We start from the raw sequence: 25,131 nt of genomic DNA on the forward strand, positions 1-25,131 counted from the left end.
ACCCTTTGGCCATCCTTAATATAGTGGGTTGTCATGCAATGAACGATTCCACGGCCGCAAAAAGACCTTCGGTGTCCCCGGGGTCCAGCCAGATCATGTCGGGGTCGGCCCGGAACCAGGTGAGCTGTCGCTTGGCAAACCGCCGCGTGTCCCGTTTCAGGAGCCTGACGGTTTCCTCCCAGGGCACGCCGTCCTCCAGGTGCTCCACCATGTGCCGGTACCCGATGGAGCCCATGGGCTTAAGATTCCGGTGGTAGCCACGGGCAAGGAGTCCTTTGACCTCGTCCAGGAGGCCTTCGGCCACCATCAGGTCCACGCGCCGGTTGATGCGGTCGTAGAGGATCTCCCGATCTGCAAAGAGACAGACCTTGAGGGCATCGTAGCGGGCCTGGGCAAAGGCGTGCTCGGCGTGATGAGCGCTGAAGGGCTTGCCCGTGGCCTCGAAAACCGAAAGGGCGCGGACAATGCGCAACGGATCGTTTTCGCTGATCTTTTCAGCATACGCCGGATCCACCTGAGCCAATCGGGCATAAAGGGGAGCCAGCCCCGTGGCTTCCGCCTCGGCCGTGAGCCTCTCGGTGATGACGGGATCCGAAGGGATCGCCTCCGAGAGACCGTGAACCAGAGCTTTGACATAGAGCCCGGTACCGCCGGCCACCACGGGCAGCACGCCGTCATCACACAGGGTGCCGATGACCTTGTCGGCCTGGGACGCAAAAAGGGCGGCGTCGTAGGGTTCATCAGGATCCACCACGTCAATCATGTGATGAACGGCCTGACGCTGCTCTTCTTCGGTGGGTTTGGCCGTGCCGATGTCCATCTGCCGATAAACCTGCATGGAATCCGCCCCGACCACTTCCCCGGAAAACCGCCTGCAAACCTCTATGGCCGCAGAGGTTTTTCCTACACCGGTGGGTCCACATATCACAACAATTTTTCTATTCATACCAGTAAATAATGTAAACGAGCCTAAACGGATTCACTCCGGTTTTTCCGGGTGTCCACCATTGAACAGCCGCACGGATACCGGACATTTAGTCCCTTAATATATAAATATAATTCTATTGACAACACCCAATATAGCGGGTAGTAAGTGTATTTGCTCATTTTATCTTTAATATAAGGTAAGATAGCTGCGAGCCAGCGCGCTCGCTGACTCTGGAAATATAACTTTTCAGGTTTATTTGGAATATTCTGTAACACTGCAAGGCCGTTCTCAGCGATTTGAATGCGCCTGCGCACCATTCAACAGGAGAAAGAAGCCATGTCTAAGGATGTAATCGGATCCGTGATGGTCGTCGGGGGGGGTATCGCCGGTATGCAAACTGCCCTGGATCTGGCCGATTCAGGTTATTACGTATACCTGGTCGAAAAAGGGGCCTCCATTGGCGGTGTCATGTCCCAGCTGGACAAGACTTTTCCGACCAACGACTGTGCAATGTGAATTATCTCACCTAAACTGGTCGAGGTCGGCCGGCATCTGAACATTGAGTTAAAAACCCTTTCTGACGTGATCGACATCCAGGGCGAGGCAGGTAACTTTGAGGTTACCCTCAACGAGAGACCCCGATACGTGGACGAGTCCAAATGTATCGCCTGTGGTCTCTGTGCCGAGAAATGCCCCAAAAAGGTCACGGACCCTTACAACGCTAATCTGATCAAGCGAAAAGCCATCTACGTCGAGTATGATCAGGCCGTACCCCTTAAGTACGCCATTGATCCCGACACCTGTCTCAAGCTTACCAAAGACAGGTGCGGAAACTGCGAGAAGGTCTGCCCCACCGGCGCCATCGATTACACGATGACCGCCAAGGAGACCACCCTCAACGTCGGCTCCGTGGTCCTGGCCACTGGCTTCAAGCCCTTTGATCCTTCCGTTTTCGACACCTATCAGTACACCAAGTTTCCCAACGTTGTTACCTCTCTGGAATTCGAGCGTATCCTCTCTGCTTCAGGCCCCACCCAGGGTCACCTGACCCGTCGGAGCAAGGACGGCGAAGAGCCCAAGAAGATCGCCTGGTTCCAGTGCATCGGTTCAAGGGACATCAACCGCTGCGACAACGGCCACTGCTCCAGCGTCTGCTGTATGTACGCCATCAAAGAAGCGGTCATGGCCAAGGAGCACAACGGGGACGATCTGGATTGCGCCATCTTCTTCATGGACATGCGTACTCCGGGCAAGGACTTCGAAGAGTACTACGAGAAGAGCAAGGACCGTGGTATCCGCTTTGTCCGCAGCCGCGTCCACACCATCAACCCCATTCCTGAAACCGATGACCTGGAAGTACGCTACGTCACCGAAGACGGCACCATCAAAACCGAAGTCTTCGGCATGATCGTCCTCTCCATCGGTCTCGAGGCGGCTCCGGAAACCGTGGAACTGGCCAAGAAGCTGGACATTGAGCTTACCCCCAGCAACTTTGCTGCCACCTCCGCCTTCAACCCCGTGGCCACAAGCCGTGAGGGTATCTACGTCTGCGGCGCCTTCCAGGGCCCCAAAGACATTCCCGAGTCCATCGTGGACGCCAGTGCGGCAGCTGCCGCGGCCGGCGAGTCCATCGCCTCGGCACGAAACACCGTGACCAAGGAAGCCGAGACGGTACCCCAGCTCGACGTGGGCGGCGAACGTCCCAAGATCGGCGTCTTCGTCTGCTCCTGCGGTACCAACATCGCAGGCACCGTGGACGTGGAGGCTGTCTCCGAGTACGCCAAGTCCCTCCCCTACGTGGAGTTCGTGGCCAACAACCTCTTCTCCTGTTCCCAGGATACTCAGGACAAGATTGCTGAGACCATCAAGGAGAAGGGCCTCAACCGCGTTGTGGTTGCCGCCTGTACGCCCAAGACCCACGAAGGCCTCTTCCAGGAGACCCTCCTGGCTGCCGGCCTCAACAAGTACCTCTTCGAGATGACCAACATCCGTAACCAGGACTCCTGGGTACACAAGGATCAGCCGGAGATGGCCACCGAAAAAGCCAAGGACCTCATTCGCATGTCCGTGGCCAAGGTCGCCCTCTTCCAGCCCCTCGAAGAAGCCGAGCTCCAGGTCAACCAGACCGCCATGGTCCTCGGCGGGGGCCTTGCGGGCATCACCACTGCCCAGAGCCTCTCCCGTCAGGGATACGCCACCCACATCGTTGAGCGCGAAGACAAACTTGGCGGCAACGCCAACCGCCTCTACCGCACCGCCTCCGGCGAAAACGTGGCAGAGAAGCTGGTCGAGCTCATCGACGACGTGACCAAGGACGACAACATCACCGTTCACCTGAACACCACCCTGGAAAACGTGGAAGGCTTCGTGGGCAACTTCGAATCCACCCTCGCTTCCAACGGAGCGGAGACCGTCCTGAAGCACGGGGTTGCCGTCATGGCCACCGGGGCTCAGCCCTACACCCCCACAGAATACTCTTACGGCTCCAGCGACCGCATCGTCACCAGCCTTGAAATGGATGAAAAACTCAAGGCCGACGATCCGATTCTGAACACCGTGAATTCAGCCGTATTTATCCAGTGCGTCGGCTCCCGCGAGCCCGAGCGTCCCTTCTGCTCACGTGTCTGCTGTACCCACAGCATCGACAACGCCCTGGAAATCAAACGCCGCAATCCCCTTGCCAACGTATACATCCTGTACCGCGACATCCGGACCTACGGCGAGCGCGAGCATCTCTACCGCGAAGCACGCGAAAAAGGCGTTATCTTCATCCGTTACGACGTGGACAACAAGCCCGTTGTCGCCGTCAACGGAGACAAGGTATCCATCAAGGCCGTCGATCACGTTCTCCGGCGCGAAGTTGAGATCGAAGCAGACCTCCTCTCCCTGGCCACCGCCGTGGTGCCCTACCGGGATGAAAAGGTTGCCCAGTTCTTCAAGCTGCCCATGAACGACAACGGCTTCTTCGTGGAACGCCACGCCAAGCTCGGTCCCAGCGAGTTCGCAACCGACGGCGTCTTCCTCTGCGGCATGGCTCACTATCCCAAGCCCATTGACGAAGCCATCGGCCAGGCCAAGGCAGCGGCATCCCGCGCCATCACCCTGCTGGCCCGTGAGACCATTCACACCAGCGGCCAGGTCGCCCATGTGAACCCCGCGCTCTGCAGCTCCTGCGGGATCTGTGTCAGCGTCTGCCCCTACTCCGCGCCTTCCTTCATGACCGAAGGCCGAGACGCAGGCAAGGCCCAGATCAACCCCGTACTCTGCAAGGGCTGCGGCCTCTGCGTCGGCTCCTGCCGATCCGGTGCCATTCGCCACAGGGGCTTTGATAACGACCAGATCATGTCGCAGATCTTTGCCCTGAACGAAGCGTAAGGACAGATTCGCATTAAACCTGTTTGTCCCGCCCTTTCCGAGCGTGTTTCGAAGGGGCGGGATTCAAAGGAGACTAAATAAAAATGGCTGAATTCGAACCGAAAATCGTCAGCTTTCTCTGTAACTGGTGCAGTTACGGAGCCGCTGACCTCGCAGGTGTGGGCAGAGCCCAGTACCCTGCCAACGTCCGCGTGATCCGGATCCCCTGTTCCGGTCGCATGAGCCCCAAATTCTTCCTGGCCGCCCTGCGCGAAGGAGCTGATGCCGTCTGGGTTTCCGGCTGACATCCCGGTGACTGCCATTACCTGGAAGGTAATTACTACGCACGTCGAAAGTTCGCCCTGATGAAAAACCTCATGGAGCACATGGGCGTTGAACCCGGCCGCCTGCAGTTCTCCTGGATCTCGTCCGCCGAGTCCACCAAGTTCGTGGACGTGGTGACAAAGGTCACGGAATCCGTCAAGGCCCTGGGTCCCAATACCAATTACGTGAAAAAGAGCGCGGCGAAGGGTTAAGCCATGGAATCATACATCGGAAAAATCAAAGAGATATCGGAAAGGCTCTTGAACGACGGCACCGTCGAGTGCGTTGTTGGATTCCGTAAAGGAACCGTGGCCAACACCAACGAGCCCTGCATGATCACCAAAGCCGAGGACGCCAAAGACCTTGTCTGGGATGCAAACTGCCGTCTGAACCTGGCCAACTACATCACCGGCCGTACGGAAAAGATTGCCATCGTCGCCAAGGGATGTGACTCTCGCAACATCGTCAACCACATCATCGAAAACAAGATCTCCCGCGATCAGCTTGTGATCATCGGTGTGCCCTGCAAAGGGATGGTAGACAAGAACAACCCCGAGCAGCTTCAGGCCAACTGCGCCACCTGTCTCCACAGAAACCCCGTCATCTACGACGAACTCTGTGCAGACCTCGTGGAAGAGCAGAAGGACGTGGACCGTTACGAAGACGTCCGCAAGGTTGAAGCCATGGACACCCAGGAGAAATGGGCCTTCTTCGAAGAGCTCCTCTCCGGCTGCACCCGCTGCTACGCGTGCAAGAACGCATGCCCCTTGTGCTACTGCCCCACCTGCTTCGTGGATGAGTCCCGACCCCAGTGGGTAGGCAAAGGAACCGATCCCATCGATATTCGTACCTACCACTTCCTGAGGGCCTACCACTGTGCCGGCCGCTGCACCGACTGCGGCGCCTGCGAAGCGGCCTGCCCCCAGAACATCAAGGTGCGCAACTTCACCAAGAAGCTCGAAAAAGACTGCTACGAGCTCTACGGTTGGGAAGCGGGACTTACCGTCGACCAGCGTCCGCCGCTGGACAGCTTCAAGCTGGACGATCCCGAAAAATTCATCATGTAATCCCGTTCGCCTCTCTTGTGTTATCTGAACTGAGCGAATGAACCATCATATGAACAAGGGCAAATATCATGAAGGTCATCAAAATTGATAAAAATACATGGGCCGGCGGGATTGACAGCCTGAGAAGCGGTTACCGCCTCTTCGGCCCCGTGATGCAGGGTGATGCCCACGAATACAAGGAACTGACGAGTGACGAGACGCCGGACATGGCGTACACCAACACCCGTCTCTCCCCCAAGTCCGTGGTCTTCCCCCAGTCCGAGCCGATGTTTACGTACAGCCTGGACGAGTCTGATCCGGAACACCACCTCCTCAAGGACGCCCCCAAGGATTACTCCCCCCGGGCCGTCATCGGGATGCGCCCCTGCGACGCCAAGGCCCTGGCCCTGGTCCGCATGAACTTCGACACCGAAGACTACCGCGACCCCTTCTGGATGGACTCATACGAAGCCACCACCTTTGTGGGCCTGGCCTGTGACACCCCCTGCGACACCTGCTTCTGCACCAGCGCAGGATGCGGTCCCTACCACGAGGAGGGACTCGACATTCTCCTCTCCGACTGCGGCGATGCCTACGAGGCCAAAGCCCTGACGGAAAAAGGGGAGAAGCTCCTGGCAGCGGCCGGTTGGGCAGCCGAAGGCGATGCCTCTGTCTTCGAGCCCAAAAAAGCCGAAGCCGAAGCCAAGATCACCTGCAAGGTGGAGTCCTCCAAGCTTCGGGGCAAAAACAGCCTCGATCTCTACGATGCACCGTTCTGGAAAGAACTCTCCTTTGCATGCATCAACTGCGGGACCTGCACCTACGCCTGCCCCACCTGCTGGTGTTTCGACATCCAGGACGAAAACAAGGGCAACGACGGCGTGCGCATGAGAAACTGGGACAGCTGCATGACCTCTCTGTTCACCCTGCACGGCTCCGGCCACAACCCCAGGGAACAGAAGCATCAGCGCTTCCGTCAGCGTTTCATGCACAAGCTCAAGTACTTTGTCGACAAGTACGACAAGGGCCTGATGTGCGTGGGCTGCGGCCGCTGCGTTCAGCAGTGCCCTGCCAACATTGATATCCGCAGCATCTGTAACAAGATGAACGGTTACGAAGCCGCCAGCTAAAAAAAGGAGAAGACCTGTGCAGAATCCTTATAAGGCGTATCCCGTTCGCATTGACGACATTCAGGTTGCGACCGCGGATAAAACGCTCAGAACCTTTAAGTTTGTCTTTCTCAACCCGGAAGATGAAGAGAAATTTGCCTACAAGGTTGGACAGTTCGCAGAACTCTCCATCCCCGGTCAGGGTGAAATCCCCATCGGCATCGCCTCCTCCCCTTCCGAGAAGGGCTTTGTCATGTTTACCGTGTTCCGTACCGGTAAAGTGACCGACCACCTTCACAACATGAAGGTAGGCGACATCATGGGCATCCGAGGCCCCCTGGGCAACTGGTATCCCATTGAGGACCTCGAAGGCAAAAACATCGTCATCATCGGCGCCGGTTTTGCCTTTACCACCCTGCGTTCCACCATCAAGTACCTGCTCGAGCCCGAAAACCGCAAGCGCTTCGGTCGCCTCGATGTCATCTACGGTGCGCGGAACCCCGGCATGATCCTTTATAAGGATGAGCTGGTGGAGTGGGAAAAACGGGACGACATCAACCTCAACCTCACCGTTGACGGCACCGATGATCCCGACTGGAAATACCACACCGGTTTCGTGCCCACCATCACCGAAACCCAGGCGCCCCAGGCCGATGACGATACCTACGCCATCCTCTGCGGCCCCCCCATGATGCTGAAGTTTACCAAGCCTGTCCTGGACAAGCTTGGTTACAAACCTGATCACATCATCATGAGCCTCGAAAACCGAATGAAATGCGGCATCGGCATGTGCGGTCGCTGCAACATCGGTAAGGAGCTGGTCTGCAAAGACGGCCCCGTCTTCACCCTCGACAAGCTCAATGAGATGCCGGAAGAGGATCAGTAAACGAATATAGGCGGTTAAACCCGTAACATATTGTATGTTACGGGTTGACATTGCCCTTTCTTTACTGTATTTCTTCTCTTCGAAGTGGACAGGACAAAATAAGGGATAAGCCTTTCAAATTGATAATTCTCAACAGGAGGTTTTGATTCAATGGCCGAGACAATTGAATACAACGGAAAGTCGTTTGACGTAGATGAGGATGGTTTCCTTCTTGACTTCAACCAGTTCACCGAAGAGTGGCTGGAGATCGTTATGAAAGAAGAAGGTATTTCCGAGCTGAACGACGAGCACAAGCTCGTTATCGACGTTCTTCAGGACTACTACCGTAAAAACGGTATCGCTCCCATGGTCCGCGTTCTCTCCAAGCTGACCAAGTTCAAGCTCAAGCACATCTACGAGCTGTTCCCCTCAGGCCCCGGCAAAGGCGCCTGCAAAATGGCTGGTCTTCCCAAGCCCACCGGTTGCGTATAGTCACCGGACGCCGTTTTTAAGTTTATCAAATCAGGCCCTGTCGGTAACGGCGGGGCCTTTTTTGGTTTAAGCCCCTCACCCCATAAGCCTTTCCCAAACGCCCATGCAGACTTCCCTTCTGATCCAGACCACAAAAAACAAAGAGCTGGTGGATATCTCCTCTGACGTGCAGGCAGAAATAGACCGATGGGGCTGCCACGACGGCGTGCTCTTCCTGTTCGTGCCCCACACCACAGCTGCCGTCACCATCAATGAAAACGCCGATCCCGCCGTTCAGGAAGACGTGATCTACGCCCTGAAAAAGGCGTTCCCCGATCACCCGGCCTTCCGGCACCTGGAAGGAAACTCCGATGCCCACGTCATGACAAGCCTCACCGGCTCGTCAGAGATCATTTTTATTGAAGAGGGACGCCCCGTCCTCGGCAGCTGGCAGGGCATCTACCTTGCCGAATTCGACGGCCCCCGCAAACGCCGGGTGGTCCTCAAGTGCCTTCCGGGGTAAGGCCCTGAAGGGCTGCAGCGCCAACAGGCGCATAGCCCCTCTGATTCTTCTTTATCAAGGGGCAGAAGAGAAGCGCCTTGATTACCGGTAAGTTCTTGCGGAGCTTTTTTCAAAAAGCGACCCGCCGGAGGCAACTGAAAGGTTAAATGCCTTGGCCCGATGGCAGCCGGCTCCAACGGTTGACGCAACGGCCCCGGCATCATAAGATATCGAATTCAAGAAACACGACACGCAGGTCCCCTTTATTACAAGGCCCTGCCAGGCGATTACCCATGAGCGGCCAAAGGAGCATCCGTACATGACCCTCGAAGAGAAGGACAAGCAGATCATCAACCACATCCAATCCGATTTTCCCATCTGCAAACGGCCTTATGCCGCCATCGGCGACGCGCTGTCCATGGATGAAGCCGAGGTGATCACGCGGGTGGCAAAGCTCAAAGAGATGGGTATCATCCGCCGGATCGGCGGCAACTTCAGCCCGGAAAAAGTGGGTTTTCACAGCACCCTGTGCGGAGCCCGGGTTCCGGAGGAGAAACTGGAGACCTTTGCCGAAGTGGTCAACAGCTACAAAGGCGTTACCCACAACTACGTCCGGGATGACGAGTTCAACGTCTGGTTCACCTTCATCGAAGACTCCGTGGCTCAGATTGAGGCCAACCTGGCCGAAATTGCCGAGCGTACCGGGGTCACGAGTATCTACAACCTCCCAGCCACCCATATCTTTAAAATTCGCGCCGAATTCACCGTGGAGTAGCCATGGATGCCCTGCGCCTTGCCCTGGCCGCCGTCCCAGCCTCCCTTGCCGACCCTTCCGGCAACAGAGACACCCTTCACCGCAGCAGTCGCAAGGCCCGGGAGGCCGGGGCCGACCTCATCGTGTTTCCCGAGCTCTCCCTCACCGGCTATGCCAACGGCACCGGTGCCTTTGAGCGGGCAATCACTGAAAGAGAGGCCCTCTGCATCATTCAGGAGGCCGTAAACGAAACCGGCTTAGGGATCCTTGCCGGGTATGCGGAAAAGGCCTCCTCCGGCGACCTGTTCGCCTCCCACACAGCCCTTTTACCGGACGGAAGTCACACCACCTACCGAAAGCTCCACCTGGCCCCGCCGGAAAAAGGACTCTACAGCGCCGGGTCCGGCCTGCCCCTCTTTTCCTTCAAGGGGTTTTCCATTGGCATGATGCTCTGCTACGACGCCCACTTCCCCCTGGCCTTTCACCACCTGGCCCGGCAGGGCGCAGACCTTGTGATCCTCCCCCACGCATCCCCCAGAGGCACCAGCGAAGAGAAATACGATTCCTGGATGCGCCACCTGCCGTCCAGGGCCTTTGACAACAGCTTCTGGGTGGCTGCCGTCAACCAGTGCGGCACCAACGAAGCGCACCTTTCCTTTCCGGCCCTGGCCCTGGCCTTCGACCCTTCGGGGCACCTTGCGGCCCCACCACGCCTTACAGACGGCCTTCACCTCGTAGACATCGACCAAAAAAAACTTACCGCCGTGAGATCCCACCCCATGCGCTATTTCCTGCCCAACACCCGCACCGACTTTTAACCCCCGACGCCAAAGCCAATAGCTTACAGGTGGTTAACCTGTTTCCGCACAGATGAAAAAAAGACAACACCCAGCCTTTTGACGGGGTTCTCACATGCCTTAAGCCACCCTCCCCTTAACTCACACCCGCACCACCTTAGAAATTATTATTGACACATAAAATGTAGATATATATATGACTGACATCACCTTTTAATCATTGGCACACCCCATGATCATTATTTAATGATTCGATGTTATTAGAAATATGGCATTTATCAATAAAAAAGACCAAGTATCCATTTCACTACACCCTGAAAACGCATCGCTGCACGAGCATCACCGAAGACAAGGGATAAATACCCGCAAGAATAAGTCGAAACCATCGCGTCCCGCCACCTGCCGTTAGGTACCGGTCGCCGATGCTTTCTTCAGCCCCCTGCGTTCGCCTAAATTCAGTGGCCAAAGCAAGCCACATGCGACGCAACCTGCACCCTTAACCCTTTGTTGACAAACGGTCATCCCTCTTCCGGATTGGGCCATCTCACATACAAAAGCCACCGCGCACCCTGTGCGCCGACCATACAATGTAAACAGTGCATCAATTCTAACCATTGAAAAAGGAGATAGGTGAAATGAGACGACTTGTGATGATGATTGGTTTCTTCTTTGTGTTAACCGGGTCCGCGTTTGCGGCCGATGGCAGCGACGTTGATGGCTCCGGCCTCCCCGCCCAGATGACCCAGGTTGAATACGAATACATCCTGGACATGGCTAACCTCACGGCACGGATCTACGACAACGCCTGGGACTGGATGCTGGACCGACTGGCCCCCTTCCTGCTGAACAAACTCGACTTTGTGGGCAACTCATCCAACTACCTCAACGTCGCCCGGGATGAAAACGTCCTGAACTACATGACCGAAGCCCAGCGCTCAGGGGTGACAACCCTGCTGGACACCTATGTGGGCGGCTGGGACGGCCTGGACGCAAAGGTGTACATCAACATCCACAACCCCGGACAGCTTGTCCTGGTCTTCAGAGGTACCGAAGCCCTCAACGTCAACGACTGGATTGCCGACGTCCGGCAGGCCCTCAATATTTTCGTCAACTCCATCGGGTCGGTGCAGTACGAAAAAGCCGTTAACCTTGCCGTGGGACTGAAGGCCTTTGCCGATGCCAACAGCTACACCATGGAAATCGCAGGCCACAGCCTGGGCGGTGGCCTGGCGCAGATCACCGGCCTGAAAACCGGGGTCAAGACCACCTGCTTTAACGCAGCTGGACTCACCGCAGCCACCCTTGTTGAGCAGGGCATTATCGACAGCGCAAGCCAGCCCGTGACCGATGAGATGGTGGCCAACATCACCCACATCAATGTCAAAAACTGCCCCCTGGTGGACACCGACGGACAGATGAACGACAGCTCCCCCTTCGCCACCTGCCCCCGCTACGGCAATGCCGACAAGGTCTACTGGCTGGATCACCTGATGTTCTGCGGAGGCACATGGAACATGCCCCTGCGCATCGCCAACCACATGTACCATTCGTACGTTTACCAGCTGTACCAGAAAGATTTCCTCTAAGCAGCCCGCAAAACGCCCGGCATAAGGGCAATGCGAACCGCACACCATAAAAAAAAGCTCACCGGGAATTCCCGGTGAGCTTTTTTTAACTGGTGCTGCAGCAGTCTGCCGACGAACGCATTCTGCCTCAGGAGACAGCCACAAGGACATCTTTGCCGTCCTGTGACTCGATGCGGTAGTTGAACATCACGATGGTGGTGGTCAGGGGGCGCCCAAATAGAAAATCAAGGATCTCCGCCCTGACCCGGCCGCTCTCCACCAGGGTCTCCCGGAGGCTCCGGTCGTAGGCGATCATCTCACAGACCTTTTCAGCGGCCTCCTGGTCGCCGGTGTCGTCCACCTTCCGGATCAGCTCGTCCAGCAGATCATAGCTGCAGCGCTCGTGGTGGTCTGCCACCAGGTCCCAGAGCCCCTTGATCCCGCCGATGATGTCTTCGCGGCCCAGAGGGGTATCCGAGGCGTAGACCTCCACAATCTCCCGCTCGTCCCAGCACTTGAAGGACCGGCACTCAAAAGGCCTCTGGCTATAGATGTCGCAGCGGTTCTCAGGGTTCAGGAACAGGCAGCGCAGAGTCTCGGGGTCCACCTTGATCTTGATCTGATCCGTGGCCAGTGGCTCCATCTTCAGGGACTCTTTATTGAACATGCGCTCTCCGGCCCTCAGGGTGTACAGCACGGAAAGGTCGAGTTTTCCTGTCTTGATAAGCCGCTCATCCTGGGACCGCAGCACTGGGCCGCCCCCGGTGCAGCAGGCGCCGCAGTGGTTGCATGATGTCTGGGCAGCGCTGCACCCGCTGCATCCTTCGTTTCCGCCGGTTAAAAACTCCATAAAGCCCTTCCTTATATACAGATCATGTTGAGCCCCATTGCCTCCGGCGGCCCTGCCGGGGGGACCAACTTTTTTTAAAAAAATTCAACAACCAGGTTTCACACAGACACCAGCCTGCCTTCCGGGTTCACGGCGCAGTCCGTAAGCACATGTGATGAGCCTGGGGCACGAAGCGTAAAGCATGTGCGATACCGCAGGTCATCAAACATCAAACCAGAAAAAAAGGCAAGGGCCAACTGCGCACCGCGCAAGAGACCCCTGCCTGATTTGTTTACCTTACGTTTTCAAGGTGTTTCACCCTGAAGGATCGCTGTGTTGCCGCGACCCAAATCCCTGCGGGTTACTCGGCAAGACGCTTGTAGTGCTCGTAGCGCTTGGCGAACTCCATCTCGATCTGACCGCGGAGCTTCTTGGACTCTTCAGGGAACATCTGCTCCAGGCTGGCAAAACGGTTCTCGCCGGCCAGGAAGTCCTGAATGGTGCCGTCGGGCTCTTTGGATTCAAAGATGAAGGGGTTCTTGCCCTCTTCGGCCAGGGCAGGGTTGTAGCGATACAGGGGCCAGTACCCGGAGGCCACCGCAAGCTTCATCTCTTCCTGGGTCTTGCCCATGCCTTTTTTGATGCCCTGGTTGATACACGGGGCGTAGCAGATCACCACGGAAGGTCCGGGGTGGTTCTCCGCCTCGATAAAGGCCTTCATAAGCTGCTGCTTGTTGGCGCCCATGGAGACAGAGGCCACGTAGACATACCCGTAGCTCATGGCGATGAGACCAAGGTCCTTCTTGCCGATCTTCTTGCCGGAGGCGGCAAACTTGGCCACGGCACCGGTGGGGGTCGCCTTGGAGGCCTGACCGCCGGTGTTGGAGTAGACCTCGGTATCCATGACCAGGATGTTCACGTCCTCCCCGGAGGCAATGACGTGGTCCAGGCCGCCGAAACCGATGTCGTAGGCCCAGCCGTCCCCGCCGAAGATCCAGTGGGATTTCTTGGTGAACAGGTCGTTCATGGCGTCGATCTCATCCAAAATGGGGTCTCCCATCTCGGTGAGAAGGCGTGCCTTGATCTCGTCCCCGTACTGCCTTGAAAGCTTGGCGTCGCCCATGTTCTCGGACCAGTTCTTCATGGCGGCCTTCATCTCGTCGGAGATCTCGCAACCCTGGGCCTCGGCCATGAGGTCGGCAAGCTTCTGGCGCCGCTGGTTCGTGGCCAGGGCCATGCCGTAACCAAACTCGGCTGCGTCTTCAAAAAGAGAGTTGCCCCAGGTGGGGCCGAACCCGTCTTTGTTGGCGCAATAGGGGAAGGAGGGGGCGGACCCCGCCCAGATGGAGGAGCAACCCGTGGCGTTGGCGATGGTCATGCGCTCGCCGAAGAGCTGGGTGAGGACCTTCACATAGGGGGTCTCCCCACAGCCCGCACAGGCACCGGAGAACTCCAGAAGGGGCTGCATGAGCTGGCTGCCCTTGACGGACTCCCGCTTGAGCAGGCCTTCCTTGTACTCCACGGTCTTGGAGAAGGCGAAGTTATCCGCCTCGGCCTCGGCCTGGGAGGCGATGGGCTTCATCACCAGGGCCGGGGTCTTGGCCGGGCAGATGTCGGCGCAGTTGCCGCAGCCCAGACAATCCATGGCGTTAACCTGGATGCGGAACTTGTACTCCTTGAGTTCCTTGCCGGCGGCGGGCAGCGTGGCAAAGCTTTCCGGCGCATCGGCCAGCTCAGCATCGCTCACCACAATGGGTACGATGGCCGCGTGGGGGCAGACAAAGGAGCACTGGTTACACTGGATACAGTTTTCAGCGATCCACTCGGGCACTTCGATGGCCACGCCGCGCTTCTCGTAGCGCGAGGTCCCCACGGGGAAGACACCGTCGGCGGGGAAGGTGGAAACGGGCAGGGAGTCACCCTTCTGGGCATTGACGGGTCGAAGCACATCGGTGATGAACTCCGGGGCCTCTTCGGCTTCGGAGGCGGCATCTTTGGCTTCGGCCCACGCCTCGGGAACGGGAATCTCCACAAGGCCTTCCAGGGCCTGATCCACGGCGGCGATGTTCATGTCCACGATGGCATCGCCCTTCTTCATGTAGGTCTTCTTGATGTCTTTTTTCAGGAGGGCAATGGCCTCCTCAAAGGGCATCACGTTGGCCAGCTTGAAGAAGGCGGTCTGCATGATCATGTTGATGCGCCCGCCGAGTCCCACATTGGCGGCGACCTTCACCGCGTCAATGGCGTAAAAACGGATCTTCTTGGCGGCCAGGGTGCTCTTGAGGGAACCGGGAAGTTCGGCTTCCATCTCCTCTGCCGTCCAGGGGGCGTTGATAAGGAAGGTGCCGCCCTCTTTAATCCCTTCCACCACATCGTAGAGGTGGACGTAGTTGGACTTGTGACAGGCCACGAAATCGGGCTTGTCCACAAGGTAGGTACTCTTGATGGGCTTGTCGCCGAAGCGCAGGTGGGACACGGTGATGCCGCCGGACTTCTTGGAATCGTAGGCAAAGTACCCCTGGGCGTACATGTCGGTGTTGTCGCCGATGATCTTGATGGCGCTCTTGTTGGCACCCACGGTTCCGTCGGAGCCAAGGCCCCAGAACTTGCAGTTGACGGTGCCTTCGATGCCGGCATCGAAGCTCTCGTCCACTTCCAGGGAGCTGTAGGAAACGTCGTCCTTGATCCCCACGGTGAAGTGGTTCCTGGGCCCGGTGACCTTCATGTTGTCGAAGACCGCCTTGGCCATGGCCGGGGTGAACTCCTTGGAGCCCAGGCCGTAACGACCGGTGAGAATCTGGGGCATCTCCCCCATCTCCATGTACGCGGCGGCAACATCCAGGTAGAGAGGCTCGCCCATGCTCCCGGACTCCTTGGTGCGGTCCAGCACGGTGATGGTGGACGCCGTGGCCGGAATGGCCTGCAGGAGGTGCTCGGCGCTGAAGGGGCGATAGAGGCGAACCTTGACGAGGCCTACCCTCTCACCCATGACGGTCAGCTTGGAGACTGCCTCTTCCAGGGCTTCGCAGCCGGAGCCCATGGCAATGACAACCCGCTCGGCCTCGGGGTGGCCCACGTAGTCGAAGAGACGGTAGGGGCGGCCGGTGAGCTTGGTGACCTTCTCCATGTACTCGGCCACGATGTTGGGCACATCCTCATAATAGAGGTTGGCGGCTTCACGACCCTGAAAGTAGATATCCGGGTTCTGGGCGGTGCCGCGAATCTCGGGGTGCTCAGGGTTCATGGCGTTGGCGCGGAACTCTTCCAGGGCGTCCATGTTCACGAGGTCTTTCATGTCCTCGTAATCGATCATCTCAATCTTCTGGATCTCGCTGGAGGTTCGGAACCCGTCAAAGAAGTGGACAAAGGGCACCCGGCTCTCGATGGTGGCCAGATGGGCCACCAGGGCCAGGTCCTGGACTTCCTGGACGTTGCCGGAGCAGAGCTGGGCAAAACCGGTCTGACGAACGGCCATGACGTCCTGGTGATCCCCGAAGATGGACAGGGCATGGGCGGCAACAGCACGGGCCGACACATGGAAGACGCAGGGCAGGAGCTCCCCTGCGATCTTGTACATGTTGGGAATCATGAGCAGGAGGCCCTGGGAGGCGGTGAAGGTGGTGGTCAGCGCCCCGGCTGCCAGGGACCCGTGAACCGCACCGGCCGCACCGGCCTCGGACTGGAGCTGGCGAACCATCACTTCCTGGTCAAAAATGTTTTTCCGGGATGCGGCTGCCCACGCGTCGGCGGTTTCGCCCATGGGCGTTGAAGGCGTAATCGGATACAGTGCCGCCACGTCACTGAAGGCGTAGGCGACATGGACGGCAGCGGTGTTGCCGTCAATGGTCTTCATTGTTTTCCCCATAGTTAACTCCTTTAAATCGTTAGGAAGGATTCGCCACACCCGCAATCCCGGCCGCAGGGGTTCCCCAGTGCCGATGTATCGGCGATTCCTGCGGCGTGGGTCTTTATTTCGTTGCGGTGGCGCGATGGCGAAATCCGGGCCGGAACTGCGATGGTCCGCAGGTCGGTGCATGGCGTCGGCCATATCCCGAGCATCCCTGCGGACGCGGGTCTCACTATACCGTACCGCCCCATAGGGCGGATATTTCCTCACTTTACGAGGGAGTCGTAAATAAGCATGATTACATGATCCCCATATCAAAGTAAAGCAGAATAATCCTCATTTACCCAATCATCCTACGCAAATATTTCACTTCCGAGCGCCTTCCGAAGCGCCGCCTAAATTACATAAAAAAAGGTCGAAACAGCATCCATTACTCTGCTGTTCCGACCTTCGAGTGTTTTCCAGCTTCCTCGAAAAGGAAACTTCTGTTTGCTATCTTGACTCATCACCCATGCGAAACTCAAGACCATCGCCCCCCACATCCACGGCCACACTGTCGCCGTCCCCAAAACGCCCTTTGAGGATCTCCACGGCCAGGGGGTTCTCCACCTCCCGCTGAATGGCGCGCTTCAGGGGCCGGGCTCCGAACACAGGGTCGTATCCGGCGTCCACCAGGTGTGCCAGCCCCGCCTCGGACACGGAAAAACCGATGCCCCGCGCCTTGAGACGCTCGCCCACCCGCTTGAGCTGAAGCGCCACAATGCGGGACAGGTCTTCCCGGGTCAGGCTGTCGAAGATCACGGTCTCGTCGATGCGGTTGAGGAACTCGGGGCGGAACGACGCCTGCAGCATGGCCTCCACCTTGGCCTCCATCTCCGGGCGGTTCCTGCCGCCGTACTCCTGGATCACGTGGCTGCCGATGTTGGAGGTAAGCATGATGAGGGTGTTCCGGAAATCCACGGTGCGTCCCTGGCTGTCCGTCATCCGCCCGTCGTCTAAAATCTGGAGCAGGAGGTTGAAGACGTCCGGATGGGCCTTTTCGATCTCGTCGAAAAGCACCACGGCATAGGGCCGCCTGCGGATGGCCTCGGTGAGGTACCCGCCTTCGTCGTAGCCCACATACCCCGGAGGCGCCCCGATGAGCCGCGCCACCGCATGTTTTTCCATGTACTCACTCATGTCGATGCGCACCAGGGCCCGCTCATCGTCAAAGAGAAACTCGGCCAGGGCCTTGGCCAGCTCGGTCTTGCCCACCCCGGTGGGGCCCATGAAGATAAAGGAGCCCACGGGCCGGTTGGCGTCCTGGAGCCCGGATCGGGCGCGGCGCACCGCGTCGGAAACAGCCGAAATGGCCCGTTTCTGACCCACCACACGCTTGCCCAGCCCCTCTTCCATGGCCAAAAGGCGCTCCATCTCCCCTTCCAGCATCTTGGCCACCGGGATGCCGGTCCAGCGGGAGATCACCTCGGCCACGTCCTCGTCGTCCACCTCCTCCTTGAGCATTTTCCGGTCTTTCTGGAGCTCGGAAAGGGTCTCCTTGGCTTCATCCAGGGCCTTCCTGAGTTCATCGCTTCGCCCGTAACGGAGCTCGGCCACCCTGGCCAGATCCCCTTCGCGCTCGGCCCGTTCCTCTTCTATCCCCAGCTGCTCCTGCTCTTCCTTGAGACCCCGGATCCCATCGATTATCGCCTTCTCGTTGGCCCAGTGGGCCTTTTTGCTGTTGGCCTCTTCCCGAAGCTGTCCCAGCTCCTTTTCAAGGGATTCCAGCCGGTCTTTGGAGCCCCGGTCGTTCTCCTTGGTGAGGGCCTGCTTTTCCACCTCCAGCTGGGTAATGCGCCGCATCATCTCATCGATCTCAGCGGGCATGCTGTCGATCTCGATGCGGAGCCGGGAGGCGCACTCGTCAATGAGGTCGATGGCCTTGTCCGGCAGGAAGCGGTCGGCAATGTAGCGGTTGGAGAGGGTGGCGGCCGCCACAATGGCCGAATCCTTGATGCGCACCCCGTGGTGCACCTCGTACTTCTCTTTAAGCCCGCGCAGGATGGAGATGGTGTCCTCCACACTGGGCTCAGCGGTAAAGACCGGCTGGAAACGCCGCTCCAGGGCCGCATCCTTTTCGATGTATTTTCGGTACTCATCCAGGGTGGTGGCCCCCACGCAGCGCAACACACCGCGTGCCAGGGCAGGCTTCAAGAGGTTGGAAGCGTCCATGGACCCTTCTGCGGCACCGGCACCCACCACGGTGTGAAGTTCGTCGATGAACAGGACGATCTCGCCGTCGGCATCCTCCACCTCTTTAAGGACAGCCTTCAGCCGCTCTTCAAACTCACCCCGAAACTTGGCGCCGGCCACCAGGGCCCCCATGTCCAGGGCCGCAAGGCGCCTGTTCTTGAGGATCTCGGGCACATCCCCTTCCACGATGCGGCGGGCCAGCCCCTCCACAATGGCGGTCTTGCCCACGCCGGGCTCCCCGATAAGCACCGGGTTGTTCTTCCGGCGCCTGGAGAGCACCTGCACCACGCGACGGATCTCTTCGTCCCGACCGATAACCGGATCCAGCTTGCCGGCCCGGGCCAGCGCCGTTAAATCCCGGGAAAACTTCTCCAGGGCCTGGTAGGTGGCCTCCGGGTTGGGGTCGGTGACCCGCTGGCTGCCCCGGATCTCCATGAGCACTGAAAGCAGGGATTCCCGGGTGAGGCCGAACCGGGCAAAAAGTTCCTTCACCCCTTTTTTCCCGCATCCGGCAAGGGCCAGAAGAAGGTGTTCCACGCTGACGTACTCGTCTTTCATGGTCTCGGCTTCGTCAAAGGCCTGGCTTAAGACCTGCCTGGACTCCCGGGACAGGGCAGCGTCCCCTGCGGCCCCGCTCACCTGGGGCAGGCGCCCCATGAGCTCGGCCAGCTGACCGGAGAGCCCTTCCAAGGGAACCCCCATTTTTCGGAAAATCGAGAGGACAATCCCCTCCCGGTCCCCCACCATGGCCGCCAGCATGTGTTCGGGCTCAATCTGTGGGTTGCCCTTGCGCGAGGCCATCTCATGGGCCTCCTGGATCATCTCCTGGGACTTCACCGTCAATCGATCAAATCGCATCATCCACTCCTTTTCGTCCTGAAAGACCCTTCCCCCACGGTCGGGCCTTTACAGCTTTTCGCTTTGTCCATCGCAGAAGCTTTAGCGTCCTTATCGATGCGTTCAACGGAAAAATTAACCACCCATCCGGACGTGTCAAGCAGGGGCCAGGACCAGCGCATTAAACCATTCAGTTGCCTTCTATGAGCAAAGTGAGCGGCCAATGCCTGCCTCCGGCGGCCAGGGGATGATCCCCTGGACCCCAGATGGCGAATGCATGGGGGCAACCATCCCGCAAACGGCTTCGGGGCATTCGTGTGGGGCATGACATGTGGCAACCGCTTTTTGCAGGAGAGGCCCATTTCATTTTTCTGGAAACAGGTAAAAGGCTGGCGGTATCAGAAATGGGTGGCGAGAAAATCGATGGATTCAAAGCAAGGGGCGGCTTTGAAGATCTCCATGGAGAGGGTGTGGGTGTAGGAGGACAAAAAGGGAAGGAGGCGGTGAAAAAGCGAGGGGTCCATGAGGGGAAGGGCGCGGTGGTCTTTTCCGCTGGCAACGCCGTGGAGGTGAACCATGCGGCACAGGGGACCAAGGCGGCGGATGGTCTCTTCAACGGGGAGGCCAAAGTGAATCAGATGGCCCAGGTCCAGACAGATCCTGTAGCCCAGAGACTCCAGGGTGTCGGCCAGGGGCAGCAGGTCGTAGTCCAGGGTCTCCACGGTGACCCTGGCCGGATCCATGGCCCCTGCAAGGGCTTCAAGGCTCCTGTGGGCGGCTTCCGTCCACGCCCCGGGGTCTGTGCCGGAAGGCCGCTCCAGGTGAACGGTGTGGGTCACAGGGACAAGGGGGGCCGTTAAGTCAAAGAGCCGCTTGTGGGCGTCCAGGGACCGTACCTGTTCGGCACGGTCCACCGAGGCCAGGTTCTCGTCGATGGGCATATGGATGTTGTAGGAGAGGCCGTGGGCCTGCTGAAGGGAGGCAAGGGCCCGGAAGGTTTTCGCCTCCGGCAGGCACTCGGGCCTGCCTTCGAAAAAGAGAAGCTCGACCCCGTCCACAAAGGGAGCCACGCGGGCCACGTTCTCCTCATACCCCGCAGGGTAAAGCCAGGAGGGCACGGAAAGGGAAAAGGGAAACCGGTTTTTGTAGCTGGTAGTCGGTGTGGATTCCATCAGGCATGCACTCCTTTCACACGGCCGTGGCACCGTGAGATCTTGCGGCTTCGTTTCACCTCGTACATGGCGCTGTCCGCATACCGGATCAGGTCACTGGCCGTCACCGCGTCGTCGGGGAAGACGGCCACCCCCACGCTGCCCGAGACATAGGCCACATCCCTGCCCCCGGCGCTGTACGGCTGGGCCAGGATCACAGCCACCTTGCGCACCACCACCTCCACATCGCAGCCGTCGGCGTTGTCCAGGACCACGGCAAACTCATCGCCCCCCACCCGTGCCACGCAGTCACTCTGGCGGAGGTTGTCCACCAGGCGCCGGGTGATCTCCCGAAGGACCTCGTCTCCGGCCTCGTGCCCCAGGGTGTCGTTGACTTCTTTGAACCGGTCGATATCGATGTAGAGCAGGGCCACCTGGCTTCCGTAGCGCTTGGCCCGCAGGATATCCGTCTCCAGGCGTTCGTAGAAGCCCTTCCGGTTTTTAAGGCCGGTGAGGGGGTCGTGGTAGGCCATGTAGATCAACTCCTGCTCGTAGCGTTTCCGGGCCTCCACGTCCCGTACAATGGTGCGGTACCCGGTGCGCTCGCCGGTGCTGTCCCGGATGACGGAGACCGACACGCCGATATGGCGCCGATCCCCAGCCTTTCGGATGATGGGGTAATCGAATTCGGCCATCTCTTCATCGCCTTTGAGGATCCTTGCAAACCGGGTCAGCACCTCGTCCCGGCTCTCCTCGGCGATGAACCGGCCCCTGTGCATCCCCAGGATCTCATCTGCATCGTACCCGCAGATCTCACACATGGCGGTGTTGACAAAGGTGACACAGCCCTCCCGGTCCACCTCGCAATACCCCTCCTTCATGTTCTCCACGATGGTCCGGTACTTCTCCTCACTGGACCTGAGGGCCTCTTCCGCCTGGTGGCGCTGGACGATTTCGTGCTCCAGCTCATAGCTTCGGATCTCGGCCTCGGCCGTCATCTGGTTGGCTGTAAAGATGGCCCGCTCCAGGGCCTTGTTGGAGGATTCGAGCTCTTTTCCCTTATCGGCCAGGGCCCGGTTCTGGCCCTCGGAGTCATGGAGCATCTCTGCAATGGCCCGTCGCATGCGATTGATGCTCCGGGACAGGGAGACAAACTCGGAGCTTCCTGAAAACCGCACCCCTTCGTCAAGGTTTCCTTCGGCAATCTTCTCCGAGACATCCCGCAGCTCCTCAATGGGGCGAATCAAAAACCAGGAGAACAGCGAGCCCCCCACCAGAACAACCCCGAAAAGGCACACCGCAGCCACGGCAAACCGGGACCCAAGCTCTTCGGTGCCTCCGGGGCGGGCAAAAACCGGAGTAAACACCAACCGGCCCCTGCCGCCCTCTTCCTTGGGGGGCAGGGCCACCAGGCGAACGGTACCGCTGGGCAGCGCTGCCGTCCGGCCAACGGCCCGGCCTTGTCGCCTTGCCTCCGAAAGCAGGCCCGCATGGGCCGCCAGGTCGGCCACAGGGATACCCGTGGCCTTTCCGAATCGGGCCCACGTCTCCGGGGTTCCCTCCCCCTGGACGAGCCCTCCCATGGAAAGGGCCCCGTCGGCACGCACCGTGCCCGACGGAGAGGCAGCCTCTCCCCAGGCCAGCAGGGCCCCATCAAGGGTTGCTGTGTAAACGGACCGTGTCTGATAATGCACAAAGGCATAAAAGAACAGGGCCATGACCACAAGGACCCCAGAGATCCATATGGTGATGCGGGCTCTCAGCCCCAGGCCCGTTCCTTCTTTTTCTTCCATCGATCACTCCTGCCTCGTCAGGCAAATGGGTCGGCGGCACGGCAGGTCCATTGAATCCGAAGAGTGCCCTGCTCGCCATAAAAAAAGGGTCGGCCACCCGGTGGCCGACCCTCACATGCTTTCCCGTCACTGCACGCGCTGACGGATCAGTAAGTCAGCACCACGCCGCACATGGTTTCATTGATGTAGCGACTCCAGGAATTCCCGGTGTCGAATTCAGCGTCGATATAGGTGTGGGTAAGGGTCAGGTAGGCATTTTCGATGAGGTAGAAGCGCAGGCCCACGGTGAAATCCATGTACCCTTTGGTCTCATCGAAGGTGATGGATTCGGGGGCAAGGGTCATGTCGCCGGTCACCTCGATGGGAATGTTAAAGGGGTTGATGGTGGCCGGCAGCTCGTAGCCGGCGCCGAGGTTGAAGCCCAGGGCGCTGAGGTCGGCCCGCTCGGTCTTTGCCTTGTTCTTCATGGAGCCCAGAACGTACTTGAAGCCCAGGCCGTACCGGAGTCCGGGGGTGAGGTTGTCGCTTTTCACGCTGACAAGGCCACTGCCGATGGTGTAACGGTCTTCGTTGTACATCAGCCCAGCGCCGACCTCAAGGGTCCCCAGGGGGCTGCTCGTCAACATGCTGGCGTTGGTTCCCACGGCACGGTTGTTGGCTGAGATCCCCAGGCTGAGCCCCTCGGCAGATGCCGAGGACCCGAAAGACAACAGGGAAGCGGTAATCATAAAAAGGGAGGCAGCGATGATCGATACTCTTTTCATCATGAAGAATTCCTGTACAAGTTGAATATGAATTGGCGACGAAACCCGCCGTTGCCGCCCCGCTGCCGAGGACAGCCTTGCTGACATCCGCATGGTGTGGGTGACTCCGGACAGGGATTCGGTCATTTTCAGGCGTCGACTTTTTCCGGACGGCCCTGTAAGTATGATATACTTCCCCGGTAAACCTCTCCACGCCAGGGTCATCTGCAACGGAGTCGGTACGTTGCTTACGGGATGCCTTAAAAATCAACTGGAAAACACACTGCCACACTTACCGGAAAAGATCAACAATACCGGAATGACGAAACGCCAGGCCCCTTCCCCTCCGGGCCCGGCGTTTTTTAAGAAAGGAAACCCATGCTGAAAGTTTACTCCGCCTCCTGGTGCCCCCACTGCATCAAGACAGAGGCGTACCTCAAAGAACAGAATATCCCTTTTGATTCCATCAACATCGAAACCGCGCCAAAGGAGATCGTGGACAAGGTCTCGGAGATCAACGGCGGGGAATGGGTGGTGCCCACCCTGGAGTACAAGGGTGTATGGCGAAGGGGCAAGGTCTTTAACAAAGCCGCCCTTGAGGCGGACCTCAGAGAGATGGGCGTCCAATAAAAAAGCGGCCCCCAAAGGAGGCCGCTTTTGATCATATCATCACACCAACGCTGAGGACCGGACTAAAAGGAGAATCCCACCTCGGCAAAGGGTCCGGCAAAGGTCAGGTCGACGTCAAAGTCGTCCTCATCCACCTCCACCTCTTCGTGACGGTACCCGGCGGCCACGAAAAACGGCCCCATGGTGTTGTATTTCACGCGGCCGATGGCACTGATGATGCGGGCATAGCTCACGTCCAGACCCCTGACTTCCGCCTCCAGGGCAAAGCCCCCGATGAGGTTGAGCTGGCCTGCCACAAACAGCATGGGAACGGGCACGGTGACGCTTTCGGTGCGTGTCTCGCTGGACACGGAGTCGGTCATCTCGGCTTCCATGTCAAGCACCCGCACGTTGAGGCCCACATCCAGGCCCACACGGCCCAGGGTGGCCAGCCCCACAAAGGGGACCCCGTAGAACAGGCCGATGTCATACTGCTCAAGGGTCAGCTTGGTCTCGGAGTTGGCGGTAAAGGTGTCGTCCCCGAATTTGAACTCCTCGGTGAGATTCCCCTCGAACTCCATGGGGGTGGTCATGAGGTAGACATTGGGAATCACCAGGGGAAGTTCCACCCGAAGGCGGGCCGCGGGGAACACCTCGTCGTCAAAGCCCAGAATGGATTCCACATCCCCACTGGTTCCGCCGTTGTACTGGAAGTCACCGGACGGAGTCGGCATGAACCCTCCCACAGCCCCTTCCACACTTACCAGCCCGAGGAGCGCAAAGGAGCGCCCGGGCACCATCACAGCTGCCACTGCAAGCAGAATGAATAACCATCGTTTCATACGTATTGTTTCCTCCATCATTTTGGGCCGATCATTATGGCGGGACATCCCCGTTGTCCCCTATATCGTCCGGGAACATCAATCCTTGAGGCATTTCGTTTATAAAACAGTGAGATGCCATCGTAAAATCAGGTCAAAATAGCCGAATACCGCTTAAATAACAAGCTTTCATCTTCTTTGCGCGGCCCATGAAAAAAAGCGCGTCTCCGGAAAGAGAACGCGTGAACCCCTTGACCGCAAAGGATGAATCAGATATTTTAGGCCGTTGACCTCACTCTGACAGGCTCATTAGCAATGATCAACAACACGAAATGAAAATGAAACGGATCCCCCCTGCACCCTGAAAAGGCACGCAAATGGGATGATTGACTGTTTTATCACCGAGCCGACCCAAGGGCGGAAGACCTAAATAGACGACATGCGCAGAGCAATCGCGCATGCACGGGGCCTCACTCCACGGATCTATGGGGATAGTCTTTTCGTGGAACACTTGATGGCACGCCTTGAACAACGCCATTTCGGTATCCGGTCGC

Annotated in this window: 19 protein-coding genes; 11 read left to right on the forward strand and 8 right to left on the reverse strand. The window is 58.4% G+C overall.

Annotation, left to right across the window (positions count from 1 at the left end):
• Positions 1–31: 31 nt before the first annotated feature.
• A complete protein-coding gene (miaA, locus tag MSL71_RS01520; RefSeq protein ID WP_180136908.1) occupies positions 32–946 on the reverse strand; it encodes a tRNA (adenosine(37)-N6)-dimethylallyltransferase MiaA in 915 nt (304 codons plus the stop codon).
• 318 nt (positions 947–1,264) lie between these two features.
• Here miaA and MSL71_RS01525 point away from each other — a divergent pair, with 318 nt between their 5' ends.
• The 10 genes from MSL71_RS01525 to MSL71_RS01570 all read left to right on the forward strand — a co-directional run bounded on the left by MSL71_RS01525 (position 1,265) and on the right by MSL71_RS01570 (position 11,736).
• A complete protein-coding gene (locus tag MSL71_RS01525) occupies positions 1,265–4,303 on the forward strand; it encodes a CoB--CoM heterodisulfide reductase iron-sulfur subunit A family protein (RefSeq protein ID WP_180136909.1) in 3,039 nt (1,012 codons plus the stop codon).
• Positions 4,304–4,386: 83 nt separating this feature from the next.
• Complete coding sequence (locus MSL71_RS01530) at positions 4,387–4,818, forward strand: hydrogenase iron-sulfur subunit (protein ID WP_180136910.1); 432 nt, start codon at positions 4,387–4,389, stop codon at positions 4,816–4,818.
• A gap of 3 nt (positions 4,819–4,821) precedes the next feature.
• Entirely contained in the window at positions 4,822–5,673 is an 852-nt protein-coding gene (locus MSL71_RS01535; protein ID WP_180136911.1) for a 4Fe-4S dicluster domain-containing protein, read from the forward strand.
• 68 nt (positions 5,674–5,741) lie between these two features.
• Positions 5,742–6,782: a 4Fe-4S dicluster domain-containing protein gene (locus MSL71_RS01540; protein ID WP_180136912.1), complete on the forward strand. Its 1,041-nt coding sequence runs from the start codon at positions 5,742–5,744 to the stop codon at positions 6,780–6,782.
• A 16-nt stretch (positions 6,783–6,798) separates the two neighbouring features.
• Positions 6,799–7,647 carry an FAD/NAD(P)-binding protein gene (locus MSL71_RS01545; protein WP_180136913.1) on the forward strand — a complete coding sequence of 283 codons (849 nt, stop codon included), beginning with the start codon at positions 6,799–6,801 and terminating at the stop codon, positions 7,645–7,647.
• 150 nt (positions 7,648–7,797) lie between these two features.
• Positions 7,798–8,118 carry a TusE/DsrC/DsvC family sulfur relay protein gene (locus MSL71_RS01550; protein WP_180136914.1) on the forward strand — a complete coding sequence of 107 codons (321 nt, stop codon included), beginning with the start codon at positions 7,798–7,800 and terminating at the stop codon, positions 8,116–8,118.
• A 103-nt stretch (positions 8,119–8,221) separates the two neighbouring features.
• Positions 8,222–8,620, forward strand: a complete 399-nt coding sequence (locus MSL71_RS01555; RefSeq protein ID WP_180136915.1) for a secondary thiamine-phosphate synthase enzyme YjbQ — start codon at positions 8,222–8,224, stop codon at positions 8,618–8,620.
• A 298-nt stretch (positions 8,621–8,918) separates the two neighbouring features.
• A complete protein-coding gene (gene ahbA, locus MSL71_RS01560; RefSeq protein ID WP_180136916.1) occupies positions 8,919–9,374 on the forward strand; it encodes a siroheme decarboxylase subunit alpha in 456 nt (151 codons plus the stop codon).
• Between the two features lie 2 nt (positions 9,375–9,376).
• Positions 9,377–10,171, forward strand: a complete 795-nt coding sequence (locus tag MSL71_RS01565; protein ID WP_180136917.1) for a nitrilase-related carbon-nitrogen hydrolase — start codon at positions 9,377–9,379, stop codon at positions 10,169–10,171.
• Between the two features lie 614 nt (positions 10,172–10,785).
• Complete coding sequence (locus tag MSL71_RS01570) at positions 10,786–11,736, forward strand: Tle-like phospholipase domain-containing protein (protein WP_180136918.1); 951 nt, start codon at positions 10,786–10,788, stop codon at positions 11,734–11,736.
• 127 nt (positions 11,737–11,863) lie between these two features.
• On the opposite strand, the gene MSL71_RS01575 is transcribed toward MSL71_RS01570, so the two are convergent.
• From MSL71_RS01575 to MSL71_RS01600, 6 genes are all read right to left on the reverse strand, one after another.
• A complete protein-coding gene (locus MSL71_RS01575; protein WP_180136919.1) occupies positions 11,864–12,565 on the reverse strand; it encodes a YkgJ family cysteine cluster protein in 702 nt (233 codons plus the stop codon).
• A 340-nt stretch (positions 12,566–12,905) separates the two neighbouring features.
• A complete protein-coding gene (gene nifJ, locus MSL71_RS01580; RefSeq protein ID WP_180136920.1) occupies positions 12,906–16,409 on the reverse strand; it encodes a pyruvate:ferredoxin (flavodoxin) oxidoreductase in 3,504 nt (1,167 codons plus the stop codon).
• A 474-nt stretch (positions 16,410–16,883) separates the two neighbouring features.
• Entirely contained in the window at positions 16,884–19,481 is a 2,598-nt protein-coding gene (gene clpB, locus MSL71_RS01585; protein WP_180137558.1) for an ATP-dependent chaperone ClpB, read from the reverse strand.
• Between the two features lie 377 nt (positions 19,482–19,858).
• Complete coding sequence (gene cbiR, locus MSL71_RS01590) at positions 19,859–20,632, reverse strand: cobamide remodeling phosphodiesterase CbiR (RefSeq protein ID WP_180136921.1); 774 nt, start codon at positions 20,630–20,632, stop codon at positions 19,859–19,861.
• Positions 20,632–22,404, reverse strand: coding sequence for a diguanylate cyclase domain-containing protein (locus MSL71_RS01595; protein WP_180136922.1), 1,773 nt, complete (start codon positions 22,402–22,404; stop codon positions 20,632–20,634). Before MSL71_RS01595 ends, cbiR begins: the two co-directional genes overlap by 1 nt.
• A gap of 146 nt (positions 22,405–22,550) precedes the next feature.
• Complete coding sequence (locus MSL71_RS01600) at positions 22,551–23,171, reverse strand: hypothetical protein (protein WP_180136923.1); 621 nt, start codon at positions 23,169–23,171, stop codon at positions 22,551–22,553.
• Between the two features lie 354 nt (positions 23,172–23,525).
• On the opposite strand from MSL71_RS01600, the gene MSL71_RS01605 reads away from it, so the two are divergent.
• Entirely contained in the window at positions 23,526–23,777 is a 252-nt protein-coding gene (locus MSL71_RS01605) for a glutaredoxin family protein (protein ID WP_180136924.1), read from the forward strand.
• 62 nt (positions 23,778–23,839) lie between these two features.
• On the opposite strand, the gene MSL71_RS01610 is transcribed toward MSL71_RS01605, so the two are convergent.
• Positions 23,840–24,598: a TIGR04219 family outer membrane beta-barrel protein gene (locus MSL71_RS01610; RefSeq protein WP_180136925.1), complete on the reverse strand. Its 759-nt coding sequence runs from the start codon at positions 24,596–24,598 to the stop codon at positions 23,840–23,842.
• Positions 24,599–25,131: the final 533 nt, after the last annotated feature.

This window comes from Desulfoluna butyratoxydans (assembly GCF_900699765.1).
GTDB classification, from domain to species: domain Bacteria; phylum Desulfobacterota; class Desulfobacteria; order Desulfobacterales; family Desulfolunaceae; genus Desulfoluna; species Desulfoluna butyratoxydans.

Excerpts from the sequence above, each read along its gene's own strand:
- MSL71_RS01535 (WP_180136911.1), top strand. The coding sequence starts at position 4,822 with ATGGAATCATACATCGGAAAAATCAAAGAGATATCGGAAAGGCTCTTG.
- MSL71_RS01550 (WP_180136914.1), top strand. The coding sequence starts at position 7,798 with ATGGCCGAGACAATTGAATACAACGGAAAGTCGTTTGACGTAGATGAG.
- cbiR (WP_180136921.1), bottom strand. The coding sequence starts at position 20,632 with ATGGAATCCACACCGACTACCAGCTACAAAAACCGGTTTCCCTTTTCC.
- MSL71_RS01595 (WP_180136922.1), bottom strand. The coding sequence starts at position 22,404 with ATGGAAGAAAAAGAAGGAACGGGCCTGGGGCTGAGAGCCCGCATCACC.
- MSL71_RS01570 (WP_180136918.1), top strand. The coding sequence starts at position 10,786 with ATGAGACGACTTGTGATGATGATTGGTTTCTTCTTTGTGTTAACCGGG.
- nifJ (WP_180136920.1), bottom strand. The coding sequence starts at position 16,409 with ATGGGGAAAACAATGAAGACCATTGACGGCAACACCGCTGCCGTCCAT.
- clpB (WP_180137558.1), bottom strand. The coding sequence starts at position 19,481 with ATGCGATTTGATCGATTGACGGTGAAGTCCCAGGAGATGATCCAGGAG.
- MSL71_RS01555 (WP_180136915.1), top strand. The coding sequence starts at position 8,222 with ATGCAGACTTCCCTTCTGATCCAGACCACAAAAAACAAAGAGCTGGTG.
- miaA (WP_180136908.1), bottom strand. The coding sequence starts at position 946 with ATGAATAGAAAAATTGTTGTGATATGTGGACCCACCGGTGTAGGAAAA.
- MSL71_RS01600 (WP_180136923.1), bottom strand. The coding sequence starts at position 23,171 with ATGATGAAAAGAGTATCGATCATCGCTGCCTCCCTTTTTATGATTACC.
- MSL71_RS01575 (WP_180136919.1), bottom strand. The coding sequence starts at position 12,565 with ATGGAGTTTTTAACCGGCGGAAACGAAGGATGCAGCGGGTGCAGCGCT.
- MSL71_RS01565 (WP_180136917.1), top strand. The coding sequence starts at position 9,377 with ATGGATGCCCTGCGCCTTGCCCTGGCCGCCGTCCCAGCCTCCCTTGCC.
- ahbA (WP_180136916.1), top strand. The coding sequence starts at position 8,919 with ATGACCCTCGAAGAGAAGGACAAGCAGATCATCAACCACATCCAATCC.
- MSL71_RS01605 (WP_180136924.1), top strand. The coding sequence starts at position 23,526 with ATGCTGAAAGTTTACTCCGCCTCCTGGTGCCCCCACTGCATCAAGACA.
- MSL71_RS01610 (WP_180136925.1), bottom strand. The coding sequence starts at position 24,598 with ATGAAACGATGGTTATTCATTCTGCTTGCAGTGGCAGCTGTGATGGTG.
- MSL71_RS01540 (WP_180136912.1), top strand. The coding sequence starts at position 5,742 with ATGAAGGTCATCAAAATTGATAAAAATACATGGGCCGGCGGGATTGAC.